Origin of the sequence: Pseudonocardia sp. DSM 110487 (assembly GCF_019468565.1) — a bacterium.
In the GTDB taxonomy this organism is placed as follows: Bacteria; Actinomycetota; Actinomycetes; order Mycobacteriales; family Pseudonocardiaceae; genus Pseudonocardia.
In genome coordinates, this window is the sequence record NZ_CP080521.1 from 4281392 (window position 1) to 4300843 (window position 19452).

Sequence of the window (19452 nt, forward strand, 5' to 3'; positions counted from 1 at the left end):
CCCGTATAGTGAACATTGAGTTCGCATTTCGAACTACGGAGGTCGGGCCATGTTTCCTACCGAGGCGTCGACGTGATCCCCGCCGACCGCGTGATCATCAGTACCGCCGTGACGGGCTCGGTGCACGTACCGTCGCAGAGCGACCATCTGCCGATCACGCCGCAGGACATCGTCGCGGAGTCCCTTGCCGCGGCAGAGGCGGGCGCGGCGGTCATCCACCTCCACGCCCGGCACGCCGAGGACGGCAGGCCCGCGTTCGAGCCGAGCGTCTTCGAACAGATCATCCCGCCGATCGCCGCCGCGTGCGACGCGGTCGTCAACATCACGACCGGCGGGGCGTCGTCGATGACGATCGAGGAGCGGCTCGCCGCCGCAACGTGGTTCAGCCCCGAGCTCGCGTCGCTCAACATGGGCTCGATGAACTTCGTCTTCTCCGGCATCGCCGACCGCGTGACCAGCTGGAAGCATGCGTGGGAGAAGGCGTACGTCGAGAACACCTACCGGCGGCCGTTCCTCAACACCTTCGAGCAGATCGAGTACGCGCTGCGGGAGCTGGGGGAGCGGGGCGGGACCCGGTTCGAGTACGAGTGCTACGACATCGGGCACCTGTACACGCTCTCCCACTTCGCCGACCGGGGGCTCGCGAAGCCGCCGTTCCTCATTCAGGGCGTCTTCGGGATCCTCGGCGGCATCGGGGCCGACCACGCCAATCTCACGCACATGGTCGCGATCGCCGACAAGCTCTTCGGCGACGCCTACCACTTCTCCGCCTTCGCCGCGGGACGCCACCAGATGCAGTTCTGCACCCACAGCGCATGGCTGGGCGGTCACGTCCGGGTGGGGCTGGAGGACAACCTCTACATCGGCAAGGGCGAGAAGGCGACCAGCAACGCACAGCAGGTGCGCAAGGTCCGGGAGATCCTCGCCGACCTCGGCAAGGAGATCGCGACGCCGGCCGACGTCCGGCGGATGCTGGCGCTCAAGGGGGCGAAGAACGTGGTGCTGCAGCGATGACCAGAGGACTGCTCGACGGCAAGGTCGTACTGGTGGTCGGCGGGAGCACCGGCATCGGGGCCGACTCCGCGCGGGTCTTCGCCGATGAGGGTGCCTCCGTGATGCTCGCCGCGCGATCGAAGGACGCGCTCGCGGCGCTCACCGACGAGCTCGCGGCGGCGGGGCACGACGTCGCCTTCACCGCGGGTGACGTCAGCGTCGGGGCTGATGTCGCGCGGTTCGTCGACGCGACGCTCGACCGGTTCGGCCGGCTCGACGGCGCGTTCAACAACGCGGGCATCAACCAGCACGGGCGGCTCGACGACGTGTCGGAGGAGGACTTCGACCGGGTCATGGCGGTGAACGTCAAGGGCACATGGCTGTGCCTGCGCGCGGAGATCCGTGCGATGCGCGACTCGGGTGGCTCGATCGTCAACACGAGCAGCGTGGGCGGGTTCCGCGGCAACACCGGCCTCGGCGCCTACCAGGCCACGAAGCACGCGGTCATCGGCCTGACACGCACGGCGGCCCACGACAACGGACCGCTCGGCATCCGCGTCAACGCCATCGCGCCCGGGCCGGTCGAGACCCCGATGCTCACGACGTGGCGGCAGGACGATCCGGCCGCCGTGGAGCGCCGGATCGCCGCGGTCCCGCTGCGGAAGGCCGGCACCACCACCGAGGTGGCCAACGTTGCCGCATGGTTGCTGAGCGACCGCGCGAGCCAGGTCAGCGGGGTCGTCCTGCCGGTCGACGGCGGGTACTCGGCCTGACGGATCTCGCCGGGAAGGCCTGCCTCATCACGGGTGCCGCCGGGGCCTCGGCTCCGCGACCGCGCGGCGGCTCGCCGCAGACGCGTGCAACCGTTACTCGCGATCTTCGCGTCCATGATCTGGAGTTTCGGGTGCTCATGGTCGTGGGGGCAGCCGTGGGCAACCGATAGTTCGGATCTTGCCCGCGGCCGGTCCGAGCGCCTGGCGGCCGGGGTGGGATCGGTGTCGGTCCATCGGGTCGGTCTGGTCGAGCATCTGCCGGTGGGCGCGCTGTTTCCGGCTCGGGCCGCCCGGCGCCCGCCTCGTGATCCGGGCTTCGCGGGTGGTTCCGCCGGTTCGCCTCGGCCCCTTCACCTTGCGAGGGTGGCTGGGTTGGGTGCACTACCGTCGTCCCCTGGGGTTACCTGGGCGGCCGCACCCCGGGGAGCGTTCCGCGGAACGCACCGCGACCCAGGCTCTCGCCGGGCCGGCCCCGCCCGACTCGGGCTCTGCGTCGAGATGAGGCCCGAACCCTGCGATCAGCGGAATGATCACGAAGGCCAGGCAGCACTAGCTCCCGGGCGGCTCCACCCCGAAAACCGCGAGCTGCGTGGCGACCTGGTCGTAGTAGCCGACCAGGGCCACCAGCTCGAAGAGGCCGCGTTCACCCAGCCCGGCGACGGCGGCGGCGTACTGGGCGTCGTCGAGGTTCTGCTTGTCGAGGATCGCCAGCGTCGTGGTGAAGACCTGCCGCTCCTCGTCGGATTCGAATGTGGGCGGTGTCCGGGTGGCAAGTCCCTCGATCTCGGTGTCGGTGAGGCCTGCGGCTCGCCCAGCCTTCCGGTGCGCGTACAGCTCGAACGGGCTGTCGCGGTGGAACGCGACGAGCAGGATCGCGATCTCGCAGGCCCGGTCGGAGAGCTGGAGCTCGTGCCGCATGGTCCAGCCGATCCGTTCGAGGACGCGGCCGAGTGGAGGGCTCAACAGCCAGGCGTTCGGTGGGCCGATGAACCCGCCCTCGGGATGGAGGAGCGAGAAGGGCGCGCCGGGGGCGGCTCGCTTGCCACCGGTGAACCTGCTGTAGATCTCCATCTGCTCCGAGGTCATCGCGTCCGGGGTGATGCGGGCAAGTCGCTCGGTCACAACAGTTCTCCCTCGACCATCTCGTAGCGGTAGCCGCCTGCCGGGTCGGTGACGACCCGGCCTGGTGCGGAGTTCGGGAAATGCGCCGGGAACAGCAGGACGTCGCGGTCGGCGATCTCGCGCAGCAGTGCCTGCCGCGCCTCGCTCGCGCCACGGGCGTCCACGCAGTAGTCCGTGCTGTGGTCGGGGAAGGCGAGCTGCAGGGCGTGGTGCACCATGTCGCCCGCGAAGACGGCGCGCTGCCCTTCCGAGGAGACCTCGACGCAGACGTTGCCCGGCGTGTGCCCTGCCGCGGGCACCAGCCGCACCTCGTCGCAGATCCCCAGGTCCGGCTCGACGACGTCGAGGACGCCCGCCTCGCGCAGCGGCAGGACGCTGTCGGTGACGTAGTCCCCGAGCCGGGCGAGGTCGCGAGCCGCCTGGCTGGTCCAGTAGGCGAGCTCGGCCGCGGTGGTGAGGTGCCGGGCATTCGGGAAGGCCGGCACCCACGCGGAGCCGTCGAGTCGGGTGGCGAACCCGACGTGGTCGACGTGCAGGTGGCTGAAGACGACGGTGTCGATCTCCTCCGGTGTCACGCCGGCGCGGCGCAGGGTCGCGAACCAGTCGTCGTCGCGGTCGGTGAAGAGCGGGTTGGGTCGCTTCTTGCCGTTGCCCACGCCCGCGTCGACGAGGACGGTCCGCGTCGGGGTGCGGATCAGGAAGCCGCCCATGTCGATCACGAGGAAGCCGTCCTCGCGGTACGGCGGCCGCCAGTACCAGGCGTCCTCGTCGATCGTCGGGATATCGAGGTCCGGGAAGAACCGCAGCGGGTGGACGCGGTAGTGCAGCTGCACGACCGGTGTGATCGTCACCGCGCCGACCCGGATCTGCCGCAGCGGCGTGCCGGTGTCGCGGGTGCGCGCCCGGGGCGCTGCCGTCATCGCCGCACCGCCGTCGCGCGGATGCCGATCCGGGCGAGCAGCCTGGTCATCAGCAGGTACTTCAGGTGCGTACCCGGCCACTGCGTGATGTTCGCCCCGCCGGGGGAGTGGTAGTAGTTCCGGCAGCCCGACTCCATCGCCGACGCCTTGCTGGCGATCTGGTGGTCGATCCACTCGACGTACCGGCGCTGGACCCGCTCGTCGGTGTCGACGTACCCCGCACCGGACTCGAGCCGGCGGACGGCCCGCGCGGCGACCTCGGCCTGCCGCTCCAGCTGGGCGATGATCGAGAACCCGCCGTTGGTGTTGGGCCCGTACAGGATGAAGAAGTTCGGGAAGCCGGCGACGGTGATGCCGAGGAACGCCGAGGCGCGGTCCTCCCACGCCTCGTGGAGGCTGCGCTTGTCCAGGCCCCGGACGTCGAGGCTCGCGAGGAACCTCGTCGGCCGGAAGCCCGTGCTCATGATCAGGACGTCGATCTCGTGGTGCACGCCGCGGGCGTCGACGAGCCCGTTCTCGGTCACCGACGTCACCGCGTGCGGGACGAGGTCGACGTGGGGCAGGTCGAACGCCTCGTAGAACGTCGAGGCGAGCACCGGCCGCTTGCAGCCCCAGGGGTAGCCGGGGGTCACGGCGTCGCGGGTGGCGGGGTCGCGGACAGCCCGCCGGATGTACCCCAGGCAGTCGCGGCGCTTCTCGTCCTGCGCCCTGCTGGTCGCGTCATAGGCCCGGAAGCGGTCGATCGACCGGTAGAACAGCCAGCCGCGGTGCAGTCGCTGCGCGCCGGGGACGTGGCGGTAGACCCAGCGCTCGCGCGCGCTGAACGGGCGTTCGCGCTTGGGCTCGACCCACCCCGGCTCGCGCTGGAAGACCAGCAGGGATCCCACCGAGCCCGCGATGCCCGGCACCACCTGCGCGGCCGTCGAGCCGGTGCCGACCACGGCCACCCGCTTGCCGCTCAGGTCCACGTCGTGCCGCCACCGCGACGTGTGGAACGACGTGCCGCGGAACTCGTCCAGACCGGGCCAGTCCGGGTGGTTCGGGACGTTGAGCAGCCCGAGCGCGGAGATCACGACGTCGAAGGTGTGCTCATCCCCGGTCGCCGTGCGCACGACGTGGTGGAGCTCGGCCTCGTCCCAGACGACCTCGATCACCTTCGTGTTCAACCGGATGTGCGGCCATAGCCCGAACACGTCGACGACCTCGTTGGCGTAGCGCAGCAGCTCCGGTTGCCGGGCATGGGTGTGCGACCAGTCGTACCGCAGGAACGAGAAGCTGTAGGCGTGCGAGGGAATGTCGACCTCGCAGCCCGGATAGCGGTTGTCGTACCAGGTTCCTCCCACGCCTGCCGACTGCTCGAACACGACGAACGAGGCCGACGTCCGCTGCCGGAGCTTGATCGCGGCCGCGATCCCGCCGAATCCCGCACCGATGATCGCGACCCGGATCGGCCGTCGGGGCACCCTGCGCCGCATTCGCAGCTCCGATCGACGACTGAACCGATACCCCGAGGCCCGACCCGGGCTTCCTCTTGCGCAACCAGCTCCGGGAATGCCAGTCTGCATCGCGAACATCCTGTTCGCAAGGTGAACATCAGTGAGGCAAGGGCGCGCACATGTTCCGAGAGCTGCTCCGTTCCTCCGACCGGCCGGTCATCGGCACCTTCGTCAAGATCCCGGCCCTCGAGGTGGCGGAGATCGTTGGGGAGGCCGGGTTCGACTTCGTCGTCATCGACACCGAGCACGCGCTGCTCTCGGTGCGGGACGTGTACTCACTACTGGTCGTGTACTCGCGGATCGGCGTCGCTCCGCTGGTCCGCATCACCGACCACGGCTACGGCGACGCGCAGCGCTACCTGGACGCGGGCGCCGCGGGCGTCCTCGTTCCGCACGTCTCCAACGCGGGGCAGGCGGCGGCCGCGATGCGCCAGTACCTGTTCCCGCCCGAGGGCACCAGGGGCATGGGCTACGCGTCCCGCGCCGGGCTGTGGGGCCGCCTTCCCGGCGGCCCCGCCGAGTACGTGCGCGCCGGGCAGGAGGACGTCGCCCGGATCGCGATGATCGAGGAGAAGGAGTCCGTCGACGACCTGGCCGGGATCTTGGCCGCCCCGGGCGTCGACGCGGTCTTCATCGGCCCCGGCGACCTGTCCCTCTCGATGGGCGAACCGACCGGCTCACCGGCTGTCCACGACGCGGTCACCAAGTGCATCGCCACGGCGGTGGAGGCCGGGGTGCCGGTCGGGACCCTGGTGCAGGGCGAGGAGCAGATCCGGCTCCGCGCCGAACAGGGCTGCCGGTTCCTCCTCGTCGGGAACGACACCGGGATGTTCGGCGCGGCCGCCCGGCAGATCACGTCCACGGCCCGCTCCGCCCTCGCCGCACCGACCCTCGATGAGGAGGACTGACCATGGCCTATGCGAAGGACGACCCGCGCTCCGCACTGGCGGCGCCCACCGCGGCACCGGCGGCGGCAGGGGGCGCCATCGCCGCTCCCGAGTTCCTCGACTTCTCCGTGCTGCCCCCGGACGTCGTGTCCGCCGCGGGCAGCCGCCAGTGGATCGTCCGTGGCCAGAACTTCGTGCTGATCTACACGGAGCCGGCGGCTGGCGACCTCGTCTGGAAGTCCGCGCTCGCGTCCGAGCAGGTGCTGCTGCTGATCGACGGGACGAGCGCCATCAGCGGCACGACCGGAACCGGCGACAGCCACGAGGTGACCGGGCCCGCGCTGGTGGTGGTGCCGCCGGGGGAGAGCGCGATCACGAGCACCCGCACCGGTCCGGTCGTCTCGCTGCTGCAAGCCGACGAGTCGGAGTGGGCCGCGAAGGCGTCCAACGCCGCGGCGTACACGGTGCCGCACCCGCACGTCGCGCCGCTCGAACCCTGGCCGGAGCCGGTGGACGGCTACCGGTGGCGGACCTACCTCATGTCCGACGTGCCGGACGACCCGAAGCGCTTCGGCCGGATCTTCCGCACCCGCTCCTTCATGGTCAACTTCATGGAGGCACGGTCCGGCCCGCGCGACCTGTCGAACCTGTCGCCGCATTTCCACCAGGATTTCGAGCAGGCCAGCCTGGTGGTCGCCGGTAGCTACATCCACCACATCCAGACGCCGTGGGGAACTGACGGCCTGCAGTGGCGGCCGGAGGACCACGAACGGGTGGGCAGCCCGTCGGTGACGATCATCCCTCCGCCCACGATCCACACTTCGCAGGCCATCGCCTGGCAGGCCAACCACCTCATCGACATCTTCGCCGGCCCGCGTCACGACTTCTCGGCCCGGCCGGGATGGGTCCTCAACGCCGACGAATATCCGAGCCCGGTCGACTGATTCCCGCAATTCCGCACAAGCTGTCTTTCAGCGTTGAAGGAGACTTGTCATGTCCGAGAGCGCGGACCCCGAATTCCGGGCACGGCGGAAGCGGGCCATCCTGAGCGCATGGGCGGGTTTCGCCGTCGACTCGTACTCGATCTTCATCGCGTCGACGGTACTGCTGCCCGCGCTCATCTACTTCCAGGGCGACATGTCCGTGGAAACCAAGTCGATCTTCGCGGGGATGACGCTCGCCGTGACCCTGCTCGGGCGCCCGCTCGGCGGCCTGATCTTCGGGCACTTCGCGGACCGGTTGGGACGCCGCCGGATCGGGGCGATCACGATCTACGGGTTCGGGACGATCTCGCTGCTCATCGCCTGCCTGCCCGGCGCGGAACAGATCGGGGCGGTGCAGGCGACGACACTGCTGCTCGCGCTGCGCTTCGTGGAAGGCATCTTCCTGGGCGGCGAGTACACCGCTGCCACCCCGATGGCCCTGGAGTACGCACCGCGCGGCCGCCGCGGCCTGATCGGCGGGCTGATCCAGTGCTCCGCGAGTGGCGGCCCGCTCTTCGTGGCGATCGCGCTGTCGCTGACCCTGCTCATCGCGCCGGTCGGCGACGTGGCATCGCCTTACGTGCAGTGGGGGTGGCGCCTGCCGTTCATCCTCGGCTTCGTCCTGTCCTTCGTGGTCGCCTGGTTCCTGCGCCGCAGGGTCGAGGAGTCGACCGTGCAGCGGGACGCGGTCGCACAGGCCGGTGAGCAGGCCAAATCGCCGGTGCGGATGATCCTGCGTGGCAAGACGGGCCGGGCGTTCGCCCAGTCCTGCCTGATCATGACGGGCTGCTTCTTCCTCATCAACATGACCAGCAGCGTGGTGCCCCAGTTCCTGCTCAAGAACGACGGCTACACCCCGAACGACCTGGCCCACACCCAGTTGATCGTCCCGGCCTGCATGCTGTCCTACATCTTCTTCGGCTGGCTCTCCGACCACATCGGCCGCAAGCGCACGCTGTTCGTCGTCGCCCCGCTCATCCTGGCGTTCCAGCCCGCGGTGATCAGCCTCATCGGGTCCAACTCCGTGGACGGATGGTTGACCCTGACCCTCCTCGCGCTCGCGGGGAACATCCTCACCGTCGCCCCGATGGGCGTGCTGCCGGCGTACATCAACGAACGGTTCGCCACGGTCGTCCGATCCACCGGGTGGGGCGTGGCCTACGGGACCGCGGTGATCATCCCGGCCTTCTTCTCCTACTACATGCTCTGGCTCAGCGCCCTCGTGCCGTTCGAGTACACCGCGGGCGTCCTGTCCGCTCTCGGCGCGGTTCTCATCTTCGTCGGCACCACGCTCGGTCCCGAGACCAGGGGAATCGACCTGCGCAAGGCGGGCACGGACGCCGACCCGGAGGGGGCCGAATCGCCGCCCGACGCCGTCGCCGTCACGTGATCTGGAACGTACGTCGAAAGGAAGTCCTCATGACCCAGACAGCTTCCGGCCTGTGGGACGAGACGCTCGACGCCGACCGCTTCGTCCCCGACGCCGAGGCCGACGGGTTGCTCGTCGGTGCCGTCGACCTCCACACGCATCCCGGCCCCAGCCCGTTCCCGCGACGGATGTCGATCCTGGACGCCGCCACCGACGCAGCGACCGTGGGCTTCCGGGCGATCGTCTGCAAGTCGCACCACCACAGCATGCAGACCGACATCCTCGCGCTGGAGTCCGCCGGCCTCGCCGAGACCGGCGTCCAGGCCTACGGCGGCATCGCGCTGAACCGCACCGTCGGCGGGCTCAACCCGTACGCCGTGGAGCTCGCGCTGCGGCTCGGCGGCCGCGTGGTGTGGTTCCCGACGATCTCCTCGACGGCGCACCTCGAGTTCCACCAGCACAACCACCACAGCGGCTTCCCCGTCGCCGGTATCCCGCTGCGCGACAACGAGCCGATCAGCGTGGTCGGTGACGATGGCACGCTTGTCCCGGCGGCGTGGGACATCCTCTCGGTCATCGCGGGCGAGTCGGCGATCCTCAACTGCGGGCACCTCCCGGCCGACGAGATCGACGTGCTGGTCCCGGCCGCCGTCGCCGCCGGGGTGGAGCGGATCGTCGTCAGCCATCCCGACTTCATCGTCGGCGCGGCTCCCGAACGGGTGGGGGAGTGGTGCCGGCATGGCGCCAACGTCGAGCACTGCCTTGCCATGGTGGTCAGGGACCCGTCTCCCGTGGAGAAGATCGCCGGCTTCCTCGGCGAGGCGGGCGTCGGGCACACCATCTTCTCGTCCGACCTGGGGCAGAAGAACAACCCGCTGCCGGTCACCGCGTACCGGCGGATGGTGCGCACCCTCCTGGACGCGGGCACCGCGCACGACGACATCAGGGCGATGGTCGGTGGCAACGCGGCCCAGTTGCTGTTCCCGTGACCTGGGTATAGTCGCTGAACCTGCGCGGAGGAGGACGGGTGACCAGCGGCTCGGGCGGCACCGGCGACATCCAGGCCGTGCAACGGGTCGGGCAGTTGCTGGGCCTGTTCACCATCAACCGGCCCCGGCTCACGGTGGCCGAGGCGGCGTCCCTCGTCGGGCTGAACCGCAGCACCGTCAGCCGCTACTTCGGTTCCCTCGTGCTGGCGGGAGTCCTGGAGCGCTCGCGCGAGGAGCAGGCCGCGTACGAACCTGGCCCGCTGCTGCTGCAGCTCAGTGCGGTGGCGCAGGGCCAGCGCAGGGTGCTCGACCTCGCGCCGATCCACATGCGCCGCCTCTCCCGCGAGACGGAGCTGACCGTCGTGCTCTCGCTGTGGGGGTCGGCGGGCCCGGTGGTCTCGCTGGTGAGCGAGATCGGCACGGGCCAGATCCTGGTCACGGTGCGGGTCGGCACCACCCTCGACATGGACTCCGCCCAGGGTCACCTCTTCCTGCGCTTCTCCGAGGACCGTGAGGCGATGGCGAAGTTCTGGGAGAGCCTCGACCCGGTCAAGCGACGACGGGTCGAGGCCGAGGTGGCCGACGCAGGCACGCGCGGCCTGTCCACCGTCAGCGCTCCGGCCGGCATGGCGGTCCTCGCCGCGCCGGTGTTCGACGATCACGGCATCGCCGCCACAATCGCGGTGGTCGGAGGGCCGCCCGACGACGGCGAGATCGCCACGGCGCTGCGCCGTGCGGCGTTCCGGATCACGGTGGAGATGGGCGGCACTGACGTCTGGCGGTCGCTCATCCCCGGCGGTGTGGACGATCTCGCGGAGTCCATCCAGGCCTCATAGCCGCCACGTCCATCTGATCGCCAGAAGAGCTAACGGGCACGTTCCGCCGGCGGTCGAGGCTCGGTCACCGGCCGGCCGTCGGCAAGGAGCCGGTCGAGAATTCGCTCGACGGCCCGGAGGTTGCTGGTGGTTGCACTGATACACCGGTCGCCGGCGAGGGAGATGCGAAATCCTGGGCCGTCGCGACGTCGCTTGCGAGGTCCACGACCTCCGATATACTCGAACATATGTTCGATACGTGTCTGTGAGGTGGAGGTCGGCGACCCGGTCGATCCCCAGCTCGAGGACGCCTTCGACTGGCTGGCCATCGAACGTGAGCTGCGATCCGGCGCAGAGGACCGCACCTGGGGCAACACCGCCCCGTCCGGGTTGTTCGCCCTGGAGATCGATTCCGATACCCGTGAGGTGGCCGGCCTGTCGGATGCGCAGCTGGTCGATGCGATGGTCGGGTTCGAACGCCTGGCCGCGTGGGCGCAGGCCCGCCAGGCCCGGGTCCTGGCGGAGTTCGCCCGCCGCCGCCCCGGTGACGACTCGACGATGGTGGCCACCGACAAGCCGTGCGCGATGAGCCGGTTCGCCCCCGACGAGGTCGGGCTGGCGTTGAAGCTGGCCCGGCTGACCGCCAAGACCCGGATCGGGCGGTCGGTGCAGCTGGAACAGGTGCTGCCCGAAACCCTGGCCGTGTGGCAGCGGGGCCGCCTGGACGAGCGTCGGGTCGCCGCTGTCTGCGAGGCCACCCACTACCTGTCGGTGGAGAAGGCGCGGGCGGTGCAGCATCGCATCCTGGACCGGGCGCCGGATCAGACGGTGGGGCAGTTGAAGGCGGCGTTGAAACGCGCGGTGATCGCGGTGGATCCCGAGGGTGCTGCGGAGCGGCACCAGGCCGCCCGGCGGGATCGGCGGGTGTCGATCACCGAGGAACCCGACGGGATGGCGTCGCTGTGGGCGCTGATGACCGCCCCGGACGCCCAGGCCAGCTACCAGTGGCTGACCCGGCTCGCCCTCGGATGCGGCAAGGAGGATCCGCGCAGCATGGACGCCCGCCGCGCCGACCTGGCCGCCGCCCTGCTGTCCGGGCGACTCACCAACGCCGCACCCGACACCCCGATCGCCACCCCGTCCAGCGGGACCGACAGCGCGGACGACACCGACGGGGGCACCGACGACCGCGGCGCCGACGACCGGGGTGCCGGCGATCAGGGCGCCGGCGCGGCCGCGAGCACCCACGATGGCGCACCCGCCGGCGCCGCCGGCTCGAAAGCGGCGGCGCACGCTACCGATAGCGCCAATGACAGCGCTGATGGCGGCGCTGCTCCCGACCGCGCCGATGGCGGCAGCGGGTCACCGACGAGCGGGAACGCGTCCCCACCGCGGCCGGTCAACCCCGGCAAACCCCTCGTCCAGGTCCTGATCCCCTTCACCACCCTGCTCGGCGCCGACAACCACCCCTGCGAACTGGTCGGACACGGCCCCATCACCGCCGACCACGCCCGCCACATCGCCACCGACGCCACCCTCAAACGACTGGTGTACGACCCACTCTCCGGCACCATCCTCGACCACGGCCGCACCACCTACCGGCCCCCAGCCGCACTCGCCGACTTCGTCCGCGCCCGCGACGTCTACTGCCGCAGCCCCATCTGCCGCCGCCGCGCCCTGGACGGACACCTCGACCACATCACCCCCTACCCGCACGGCCCCACCAACGAACCCAACATCCACGGCTGCTGCGGCCACGAACACCGCATGAAACACGCCCCCGGCTGGGCCGTCCGCGCACTACCCGACGGACGCATCCAATGGATCACCCCAACCGGGCACCGCTACCACAGCGAGCCCTACGACTACCGCACCGACGACGACCTGCCCCTGGACAAGGCCGCCGCCCGGAAGGGCCTTCCGAAGGACCTGGCCGCGCGGCTGGAACGGATCGAACGCAACCGACGCGCTACAGCCCGCTGGGACGGCCAACCCGTCCCGGAGGAGGACGACGACGGACCGCCGCCATTCTGATCCGCGGGACCGCCCGGGCCGGGTTCCGACTTGAGTCGTTCAAGAGTCTGGGCCATGGTGGGACGCGGTGCCAACGACGCCGGACTTCGAGCACGTGTTGCGCGGGGCCGCTCTGCGGGTGACGCGGCCTCGGCTGGCGGTGCTGTCCGCGGTGCACGAGCATCCGCACTCCGACACGAGCTCGATCATCGGGGTCGTCCGCGACGATCTCGGTGAGGTGTCCCACCAGGCCGTGTACGACGTGCTGCGCGCCCTGACCGCCGCGGGGCTCGTGCGGTGCATCGAGCCGCCGGGCTCCGTGGCCCGGTACGAGGCGAGGGTGGGGGACAACCACCACCACGTCGTGTGCCGGTCGTGCGGCGCCATCGCCGACGTCGACTGCGCCGTCGGGCCCGCGCCGTGCTTGACCCCTTCGGACGGCCACGGATTCGCGATCGACGAGGCCGAGGTCGTCTTCCGGGGTACATGCCCCGAGTGCGCGGCACGCGAGGAAAAGGCGAGACAGGACAAGGAGCGGACGTGACCGAGAGCATCAGCGAGTCCGAGAACCCGGCGATCCCGTCCCCGACCCCCCAGGTGACCCGGCCGAGGACCAACCGGGACTGGTGGCCGAACCAACTGGACCTGTCGGTACTCCATCAGCATTCGCCCCGGGCCAACCCGATGGGCGAGGACTTCGACTACCGGGCGGAGTTCGCGTCCCTCGACGTCGAGGCGCTCAAGCGCGACATCGTCGAGGTGATGCGGACGTCGCAGGACTGGTGGCCGGCGGACTACGGCCACTACGGGCCGCTCTTCATCCGGATGAGCTGGCACGCCGCGGGGACGTACCGCATCCACGACGGCAGGGGAGGTGGCGGCGAGGGCGCGCAGCGCTTCGCGCCGCTCAACAGCTGGCCCGACAACGCGAGCCTCGACAAGGCGCGGCGGCTGCTGTGGCCGGTCAAGGAGAAGTACGGCCGGAAGATCTCATGGGCCGACCTGCTGGTCCTCGCCGGCAACGTGGCCATCGAGGACATGGGCCTGAAGACGTTCGGCTTCGCATTCGGGCGCGAGGACATCTGGCAGCCGGAGGAGATCTTCTGGGGGTCGGAGGACACCTGGCTCGGCGACGAGCGCTACAGCGGTGAGCGGGAGCTCGCCGAACCGTTCGGCGCCGTCCAGATGGGCCTGATCTACGTGAACCCGGAGGGGCCGAACGGCAACCCGGATCCGGTGAAGGCCGCGAAGGACATCCGCGACACCTTCGGCCGGATGGCCATGAACGACGAGGAGACCGTCGCGCTCATCGTCGGCGGCCACACGTTCGGCAAGTGCCACGGCGCGGTCGACCCCCAGTACATCGGCCCGGAGCCGGAGGCGTGCCCGGTGGAGCACCAGGGCATCGGCTGGAAGAACTCGGTCGGCTCCGGCGTGGGCCCCCACGCGATGACCAGCGGGCTCGAGGGCGCATGGACCAACGAGCCGACCCGGTGGGACAACGGATACCTGGACAACCTGTACCGCTACGACTGGGAGCTGACGCGCAGCCCCGCGGGCGCGCACCAGTGGACGCCGAAGAACCCCGAGGCCCAGGGCACGGTTCCGGATGCACACGACCCGTCGACGCGGCACGCGCCGATGATGCTGACCACGGACATCGCGCTCAAGGTCGACCCGGTCTACGGGCCGATCACGAAGCGCTTCCACGAGAACCCGGACCAGCTCGCGGACGCGTTCGCCAAGGCCTGGTACAAGCTGCTGCACCGCGACATGGGCCCCGTCTCGCGCTACCTCGGGCCGTGGGTCCCCGAGCCGCAGCTCTGGCAGGATCCCGTTCCGCCGGTGGACCACGAGCTGATCGGGGACTCGGACGTCGCCGCTCTCAAGGAGAAGGTCCTCGCATCGGGCCTGTCCGTCTCCCAGCTCGTCTCCACCGCGTGGGCGTCGGCGGCCAGCTTCCGCGGCACCGACAAGCGCGGCGGGGCCAACGGGGCTCGGATCCGCCTCGCGCCGCAGAAGGACTGGGAGGTCAACAACCCGGACGAGCTGGGCAAGGTGCTGCAGACCCTCGAGCAGATCCAGCGGGGCTTCAACAGCTCGCAGGCCGAGAAGAAGGTCTCGCTCGCCGACCTGATCGTCCTCGCCGGCTGCGCGGCCGTCGAGAAGGCGGCGAAGGACGCCGGGTTCGACGTCACGGTCCCGTTCACGCCGGGGCGCACCGACGCATCGCAGGAGCAGACCGACGTCGACTCGTTCGCCGTGCTCGAACCGAAGGCCGACGGGTTCCGCAACTACCTGCGGGCGGGGGAGAAGCTGCCGCCGGAGACCCTGCTGGTGGACCGCGCCTACATGCTGAACCTCAGCGCCCCGGAGATGACGGTGCTGGTCGGCGGCATGCGGGCGCTGGAGGCCAACTTCCAGCCGAGCAGGCACGGCGTCCTCACCGACCGGCCGGGGGCCTTGACCACCGACTTCTTCCGCAACCTGCTCGACATGAGGACCGAGTGGAAGGTCTCGGAGACCGAGAACGTGTACGAGGGCCGCGACCGCGCGACGGGCGAGGTCCGGTGGACCGCAACGGCGGCCGACCTCGTGTTCGGCTCGAACTCGCAGCTGCGGGCGATCGCGGAGGTCTACGCGTGCCGCGACGCGCAGGAGAAGTTCGTGCGTGACTTCGTGGCCGCGTGGGACAAGGTCATGAACCTCGACCGGTTCGACCTCGCCTGAACCCGAGGGCCTGATCCCGGTGTCCAGGTCAGCCGCTCACTGGCTGACCTGGACGCCACCGCAAACGGGTGGTCAGCTCCCCGAGGGCACGAGCACGATCCGGCCGAACACCTCGCCGGCTTCCATCTTCTGGTGAGCCAGCACGGCTTGCTCCAATGGCAGCACCTCGTGCACGACCGCGTGCAGTTCGCCGCGACCTGCGGCAGCGAACAGCTCGGCGGTCACGGCGCGTCGATCGGATTCGGTCACGGTGTCCGCACTGAAGGTCGCGAACGACATCGACTTCCGGAACGCCGCGAACATCTCCATGGCGAAGTCCGCCGGCGGATAGCTCGCGACCGCGCCGACGGCCACCATGCGGCCGTTCGGGTTGAGCTTGGCGAAGAACGACGGCATGTCCGCGCCGGCGACGACGTCGATGATGACGTCGTAGCCGGCGGGAGCGTCGTCGCCCGTCTTGCCGGCGCGGTCCAGCACGTGGGTCGCTCCGAGCTTGCGCAGGCGATCGCCACGCTCGGCCGATGATGTCGTGACCGCCACCGCACTGGCACCACCACGGACTGCGAGCTGGATCGTCATGATCCCGATGCCGCCGGCAGCGCCGCGCACCAACACCGACTCGCGGGGCACGAAGTGGGCGTGGCGAAGGCCGAAGTGGGCCACCATTCCGGAGCTCCCGAGCGTCACCGCGTCGACGGCCGAGATGTTCGCCGGGAGGGGGAGGAGCGCCACGACCGGAGCGATCACCCGCCCGGCGTAGCCGCCACCCAAGCCGGTGAACGCCCACACTCGCTGACCGACCCATGACGTGTCGACGCCATCGCCGACGGCGACCACGGTGCCGGCTGTCTCGCCGCCGAGGATGTGACCTTCCTCGAAGCCGTAGGCGGCGAGAGCACCGCTTCGGATCATGACGTCGACGCCGCCGACGCCGATCGCCTCGGTGGCGATCAGCACCTGCCCGTGATCCGGTCTCGGATCAGGGAGGTCGATGACCGCGAGGCCTTCGGGACTTCCGAATGCCTGGATCGCAACTGCCTGCACTGTCGTCTCCGTGTTCCGGGATCGATCGGGACCGGGCAGGGACGCTAGCGGACGCTGCCGTCCGTTTAGCTAAAGTGAGAGCGGTGACCGACCGTTTGCCTCACACCCTGCGGTCCGACGCCCGGGACAACCGCGAACGCATCCTCGACGCGGCTCGCACGGTGTTCGCCGCCGAGGGTTTGGACGTGCCGCTGCGGGAGATCGCCCGGCGCGCCGGGGTCGGCCCAGCCACGCTGTACCGCCGCTTCCCGACCAAGGAGATGCTGGTCACCGAGGCGTTCACGGACCAGATGCGCGCGTGCTACGCGGTCGTCGATGAAGGGCTCGCCGACCCGGATCCGTGGCACGGCTTCTGCCTCGTGATCGAGAGGATCTGTGAGCTGCACGCACGCGACCGAGGCTTCACCGCGGCATTCATGTCCACCTTTCCCAACGCGGTGGATTTCGCCGCGATCCGTGGAGATTCGCTGAACTCGATCGCCGAACTGGCCCGCCGCGCCAAGGACGCCGGTCACCTACGCCCCGACTTCGTCCTGGACGACCTGATCCTCGTTCTCCAGGCCAACAGCGGCATCCACGCCACCTCACCGGCCGCTCAGGTCGCGGCCTCCCGCCGCTTCGCCGCGCTCGCGATCCAGGCACTCCGTGCCTCCCCGGGGGCCCCGCCGCTGCCGCCGGTCGCACAGTTGGCGCCCGCCGTACCGACCGGCCAGCCGCCACGGGTACCTCGCTGATCCCCTCCCGGTTGTCCTGCCGGGACTGGATCGTCCGACCGCCATGAGCGGGTCGGCAGGGTGTGGGTCAGCAGGCCACGAAGTGGTCCGTCCGGCCGCCGCCGACGTCCCACGCCAGTGCGAACCGCACCTTCTCGCCGCTGCCGTCCGCCAACTCGACCTCCTGGGACCCGCCCGGCTGCAGATCGTCGAGGATCCCGGCCTGGGCGGCGTCACCGTGGGCGTCGACCCAGTCCTCGACGATCTGCCGGTAGAACGCGGCGGCGTCGACCCAGTCGGGGAACCTGTGCTCCTCGTCGATCCCGGTCACCAGCCACATGACTCCTCCGTCCGATCACCAGCCGGGCTGGGTCTTCGCGAGCTCCTGCAGCGCGCCGACCACGCTGAGCAGGTGGGCCCGCATCGTCTTCTCGGCGACGTCCGGGTCGCCGGCGCAGACCGCCTCGATGACGTCGAGGTGCTCCCGGAGGCCGACGCCCGGCCGCCCGGGCAGCAGCGCGACCCGGAAGTGGTAGCGCACGCTCTGGATGCGCAGGCGGTCCAGCATCAGGCCCGCGGTCTGGTGCCCCGAGATGTCCCGTACGGCCCGGTGCACCAGTTGGTTGGTGCGGCTGTAGGCGGGGATGTCGCCGCGCTCGACGGCGGAGCGCATCTCGTCACCGAGGGCGCGGAGCCGGGCGCGATCGTGCTCCGTGGCGCGTTCGGCGGCCTTGGCCGCGCACAGCCCTTCCACGACGGCACGGGTCTCGGTGATCTCCACGGCTTCTTCGAGCGAGATGGGGCGGACCCGCGCCCCCCGGTTCCGCTCGCGCTGCACGAGGCCCTCGTTCTCCAGCTGCACGAGCGCGGTGCGGACGGTGCCCCGGGATGCCCGGTAGAGCGACACGAGGTCGGCCTCGGGCAGCCGCTGACCCGGCGCGTACGTGCCCTGCATGATCCCGTCACGCACGGCGAGTACCACCTCGGCGACGGCCTCGCTCTGGGCCGTCTCGCCGCCCGCAGTCATGCCAGAACATTACCAAGATTGTTGACAATATGGTTGTCGGTCTGGGTGCCGGTTAGCTATGGTCATGGTCGTGTGATCCCGGAGCCGGGGCGCGCCGAGCTCACCGACGAGCACCGCAGCGTCGAGAAATGCAGCGCCGTGCTGGTCGGTGGTTCGACATTCCCCGCGCACCTGATTTCCCGAACACACCACCACATCTCGAGAGGCCGACGATGCTCTCTGCACAGGACAACGAGTTCCTGACACGGGTGGGGCCGGGCACGCCGATGGGCGATCTCCTGCGCCGGTACTGGACGCCAGCGCTGCTGGTCAGCGAGGTGCCGACGCCGGCGGGAGACCCCGTGCGCGTGCGGTTGCTCGGCGAGGACCTCGTCGCCTTCCGGGACGCGTACGGCAAGGTCGGGCTGATCCAGGAGAACTGCCCGCACCGCGGCGCGTCACTGTTCTACGGCCGCAACGAGCTCGGTCCGGACGGCACCTGCGGGCTGCGGTGTCCGTACCACGGCTGGCAGTTCGGCGCCGACGGCACCTGCATCGACATGCCGAGCGAGCCGCCCACCAGCACGTTCAAGGAGCGGGTGCGGGCGAGGTCCTACCCCACCCACGAGTCCGGCGGGATCGTGTGGACCTACATGGGTCCGGCCGAGGCGATGACGCCGTTCCGCGACTTCGGCACCGAGTCGCTCGAGCCCGACGAGGTCGCCGCCACCAAGCTGCACACCAGCTGCAACTGGATGCAGGCGATGGAGGGCAACATGGACACCTCCCACATCTCGTGGCTGCACCAGTGGAACGGCGTCGACGACATCCCGGACGACGGGAGCGACAAGCCCGGCTACCCCACGAACGCGATGTCGTGGACGTTCTGGAAGCACGACCGCGCGCCGCGCCTCGAGATCGAGGACACCTGGTACGGCTTCAAGTACGTGGGCATCCGCACCACCCCCGCCGGGCACACCCACGTGCGGATGAGCGCGTACTGCTACCCGTACCACACGGTGATCGCATCGGTGCCCTTCAGCACCCAGCACGGCCTGTTCGTGCCCGCCGACGACCACAACACGTACCGCTACAGCTTCGCCACCCGCGTGAACGAGGGCATCGAGGAGGTCGGGGGCACCAACCTCTTCGCGGTGAGCCCGTTCGAGTTCGGGCCTGCGGAAGTCGGCCGCAACGGGGTCATCCCGCGGCGCTACACCCTCGAGAACGACTACGGCATCGACCGCGAGGACCAGCGCACCACCACCTACTCCGGCGTGCGCGAGTTCATCAGCCAGGACTTCATGGTCACCGAGACCATGGGCCCGATCTACGACCGCTCGCAGGAGCACCTCGGCACGTCCGACAAGGCGATCATCCGGATGCGCCGCCTGCTGATCGCCGCGGCGAAGCGCCTCGCCGAGGGCGTCGAACCGCCCGCGGTCGCAGGCGACCTCGACTACCGGGGCATCCGCTCGGCCGAGAAGATCCTCGAGGACGGTGAGGACTGGCGGCTGCTGGGCACCGATGCCGATCCGATGGTCCAGAGGTACGACCCGGGCAACACCCGGCTCCCGGCCGCCGGCAACTGACGCCGGT

At 70.1% G+C, this 19452-nt stretch carries 18 protein-coding genes; 12 read left to right on the forward strand and 6 right to left on the reverse strand.

The annotated features are described in order from the left end of the window. The first annotated feature begins 72 nt into the window (after positions 1–72). Positions 73–1014 carry a 3-keto-5-aminohexanoate cleavage protein gene (locus K1T35_RS19880; protein ID WP_220261615.1) on the forward strand — a complete coding sequence of 314 codons (942 nt, stop codon included), beginning with the start codon at positions 73–75 and terminating at the stop codon, positions 1012–1014. Next, on the forward strand, positions 1011–1766 hold the full coding sequence (locus K1T35_RS19885) for an SDR family NAD(P)-dependent oxidoreductase (RefSeq protein WP_220261616.1): 756 nt from the start codon (positions 1011–1013) through the stop codon (positions 1764–1766). Before K1T35_RS19880 ends, K1T35_RS19885 begins: the two co-directional genes overlap by 4 nt. Before the next feature lie 549 nt (positions 1767–2315). Here K1T35_RS19885 and K1T35_RS19890 read toward each other — a convergent pair. The 3 genes from K1T35_RS19890 to K1T35_RS19900 are packed head-to-tail and all read right to left on the reverse strand — an operon-like array spanning position 2316 to position 5283. Then, positions 2316–2888, reverse strand: coding sequence for a carboxymuconolactone decarboxylase family protein (locus tag K1T35_RS19890; RefSeq protein ID WP_220261617.1), 573 nt, complete (start codon positions 2886–2888; stop codon positions 2316–2318). Next, positions 2885–3808 (reverse strand): MBL fold metallo-hydrolase, encoded by a 924-nt coding sequence (locus tag K1T35_RS19895; protein ID WP_220261618.1) that lies wholly within the window; start codon positions 3806–3808, stop codon positions 2885–2887. Before K1T35_RS19895 ends, K1T35_RS19890 begins: the two co-directional genes overlap by 4 nt. After that, positions 3805–5283: an NAD(P)/FAD-dependent oxidoreductase gene (locus K1T35_RS19900; protein WP_220261619.1), complete on the reverse strand. Its 1479-nt coding sequence runs from the start codon at positions 5281–5283 to the stop codon at positions 3805–3807. The genes K1T35_RS19895 and K1T35_RS19900 overlap by 4 nt, the downstream gene beginning before the upstream one ends. 140 nt (positions 5284–5423) lie before the next feature. Here K1T35_RS19900 and K1T35_RS19905 point away from each other — a divergent pair, with 140 nt between their 5' ends. From K1T35_RS19905 to katG, 8 genes are all read left to right on the forward strand, one after another. Continuing rightward, positions 5424–6212: an HpcH/HpaI aldolase/citrate lyase family protein gene (locus tag K1T35_RS19905; RefSeq protein WP_220261620.1), complete on the forward strand. Its 789-nt coding sequence runs from the start codon at positions 5424–5426 to the stop codon at positions 6210–6212. Positions 6213–6214: 2 nt separating this feature from the next. Continuing rightward, positions 6215–7135, forward strand: coding sequence for a hypothetical protein (locus K1T35_RS19910; RefSeq protein ID WP_220261621.1), 921 nt, complete (start codon positions 6215–6217; stop codon positions 7133–7135). 49 nt (positions 7136–7184) lie between these two features. After that, a complete protein-coding gene (locus tag K1T35_RS19915) occupies positions 7185–8564 on the forward strand; it encodes an MFS transporter (RefSeq protein ID WP_220261622.1) in 1380 nt (459 codons plus the stop codon). A gap of 29 nt (positions 8565–8593) precedes the next feature. Further along, positions 8594–9532, forward strand: coding sequence for a DUF6282 family protein (locus K1T35_RS19920; RefSeq protein ID WP_220261623.1), 939 nt, complete (start codon positions 8594–8596; stop codon positions 9530–9532). A gap of 38 nt (positions 9533–9570) precedes the next feature. Continuing rightward, positions 9571–10368: an IclR family transcriptional regulator gene (locus tag K1T35_RS19925; RefSeq protein WP_220261624.1), complete on the forward strand. Its 798-nt coding sequence runs from the start codon at positions 9571–9573 to the stop codon at positions 10366–10368. Between the two features lie 249 nt (positions 10369–10617). Beyond that, positions 10618–12381 (forward strand): HNH endonuclease signature motif containing protein, encoded by a 1764-nt coding sequence (locus K1T35_RS19930; RefSeq protein ID WP_220261625.1) that lies wholly within the window; start codon positions 10618–10620, stop codon positions 12379–12381. Positions 12382–12448: 67 nt separating this feature from the next. Further along, a complete protein-coding gene (locus K1T35_RS19935; protein ID WP_220261626.1) occupies positions 12449–12904 on the forward strand; it encodes a Fur family transcriptional regulator in 456 nt (151 codons plus the stop codon). Then, complete coding sequence (gene katG, locus K1T35_RS19940) at positions 12847–15090, forward strand: catalase/peroxidase HPI (protein WP_220261627.1); 2244 nt, start codon at positions 12847–12849, stop codon at positions 15088–15090. Before K1T35_RS19935 ends, katG begins: the two co-directional genes overlap by 58 nt. A gap of 72 nt (positions 15091–15162) precedes the next feature. On the opposite strand, the gene K1T35_RS19945 is transcribed toward katG, so the two are convergent. Continuing rightward, positions 15163–16134, reverse strand: a complete 972-nt coding sequence (locus K1T35_RS19945; RefSeq protein ID WP_220261628.1) for a zinc-dependent alcohol dehydrogenase family protein — start codon at positions 16132–16134, stop codon at positions 15163–15165. An 83-nt stretch (positions 16135–16217) separates the two neighbouring features. Between K1T35_RS19945 and K1T35_RS19950 the strand changes: the two genes are divergently transcribed. Further along, positions 16218–16868 (forward strand): TetR/AcrR family transcriptional regulator, encoded by a 651-nt coding sequence (locus K1T35_RS19950; RefSeq protein ID WP_255622317.1) that lies wholly within the window; start codon positions 16218–16220, stop codon positions 16866–16868. Positions 16869–16935: 67 nt separating this feature from the next. On the opposite strand, the gene K1T35_RS19955 is transcribed toward K1T35_RS19950, so the two are convergent. Both K1T35_RS19955 and K1T35_RS19960 read right to left on the reverse strand, forming a co-directional pair. Next, positions 16936–17187: a hypothetical protein gene (locus tag K1T35_RS19955; protein ID WP_220261630.1), complete on the reverse strand. Its 252-nt coding sequence runs from the start codon at positions 17185–17187 to the stop codon at positions 16936–16938. Between the two features lie 15 nt (positions 17188–17202). Next, entirely contained in the window at positions 17203–17874 is a 672-nt protein-coding gene (locus K1T35_RS19960) for a GntR family transcriptional regulator (RefSeq protein ID WP_220261631.1), read from the reverse strand. A gap of 212 nt (positions 17875–18086) precedes the next feature. On the opposite strand from K1T35_RS19960, the gene K1T35_RS19965 reads away from it, so the two are divergent. Continuing rightward, the gene (locus K1T35_RS19965; protein WP_220261632.1) at positions 18087–19445 is read left to right on the forward strand and encodes a Rieske 2Fe-2S domain-containing protein; all 1359 of its coding nucleotides are present in this window, start codon (positions 18087–18089) and stop codon (positions 19443–19445) included. The last annotated feature ends 7 nt before the right edge of the window (positions 19446–19452 follow it).

What these genes read in the sequence shown, in the direction of transcription:
- K1T35_RS19915 (WP_220261622.1), top strand. Translation starts at nt 7,185, where the DNA reads ATGTCCGAGAGCGCGGACCCCGAATTCCGGGCACGGCGGAAGCGGGCC.
- K1T35_RS19955 (WP_220261630.1), bottom strand. Translation starts at nt 17,187, where the DNA reads ATGTGGCTGGTGACCGGGATCGACGAGGAGCACAGGTTCCCCGACTGG.
- K1T35_RS19900 (WP_220261619.1), bottom strand. Translation starts at nt 5,283, where the DNA reads ATGCGGCGCAGGGTGCCCCGACGGCCGATCCGGGTCGCGATCATCGGT.
- K1T35_RS19910 (WP_220261621.1), top strand. Translation starts at nt 6,215, where the DNA reads ATGGCCTATGCGAAGGACGACCCGCGCTCCGCACTGGCGGCGCCCACC.
- K1T35_RS19905 (WP_220261620.1), top strand. Translation starts at nt 5,424, where the DNA reads ATGTTCCGAGAGCTGCTCCGTTCCTCCGACCGGCCGGTCATCGGCACC.
- K1T35_RS19960 (WP_220261631.1), bottom strand. Translation starts at nt 17,874, where the DNA reads ATGACTGCGGGCGGCGAGACGGCCCAGAGCGAGGCCGTCGCCGAGGTG.
- K1T35_RS19895 (WP_220261618.1), bottom strand. Translation starts at nt 3,808, where the DNA reads ATGACGGCAGCGCCCCGGGCGCGCACCCGCGACACCGGCACGCCGCTG.
- katG (WP_220261627.1), top strand. Translation starts at nt 12,847, where the DNA reads ATGCCCCGAGTGCGCGGCACGCGAGGAAAAGGCGAGACAGGACAAGGA.
- K1T35_RS19965 (WP_220261632.1), top strand. Translation starts at nt 18,087, where the DNA reads ATGCTCTCTGCACAGGACAACGAGTTCCTGACACGGGTGGGGCCGGGC.
- K1T35_RS19885 (WP_220261616.1), top strand. Translation starts at nt 1,011, where the DNA reads ATGACCAGAGGACTGCTCGACGGCAAGGTCGTACTGGTGGTCGGCGGG.
- K1T35_RS19920 (WP_220261623.1), top strand. Translation starts at nt 8,594, where the DNA reads ATGACCCAGACAGCTTCCGGCCTGTGGGACGAGACGCTCGACGCCGAC.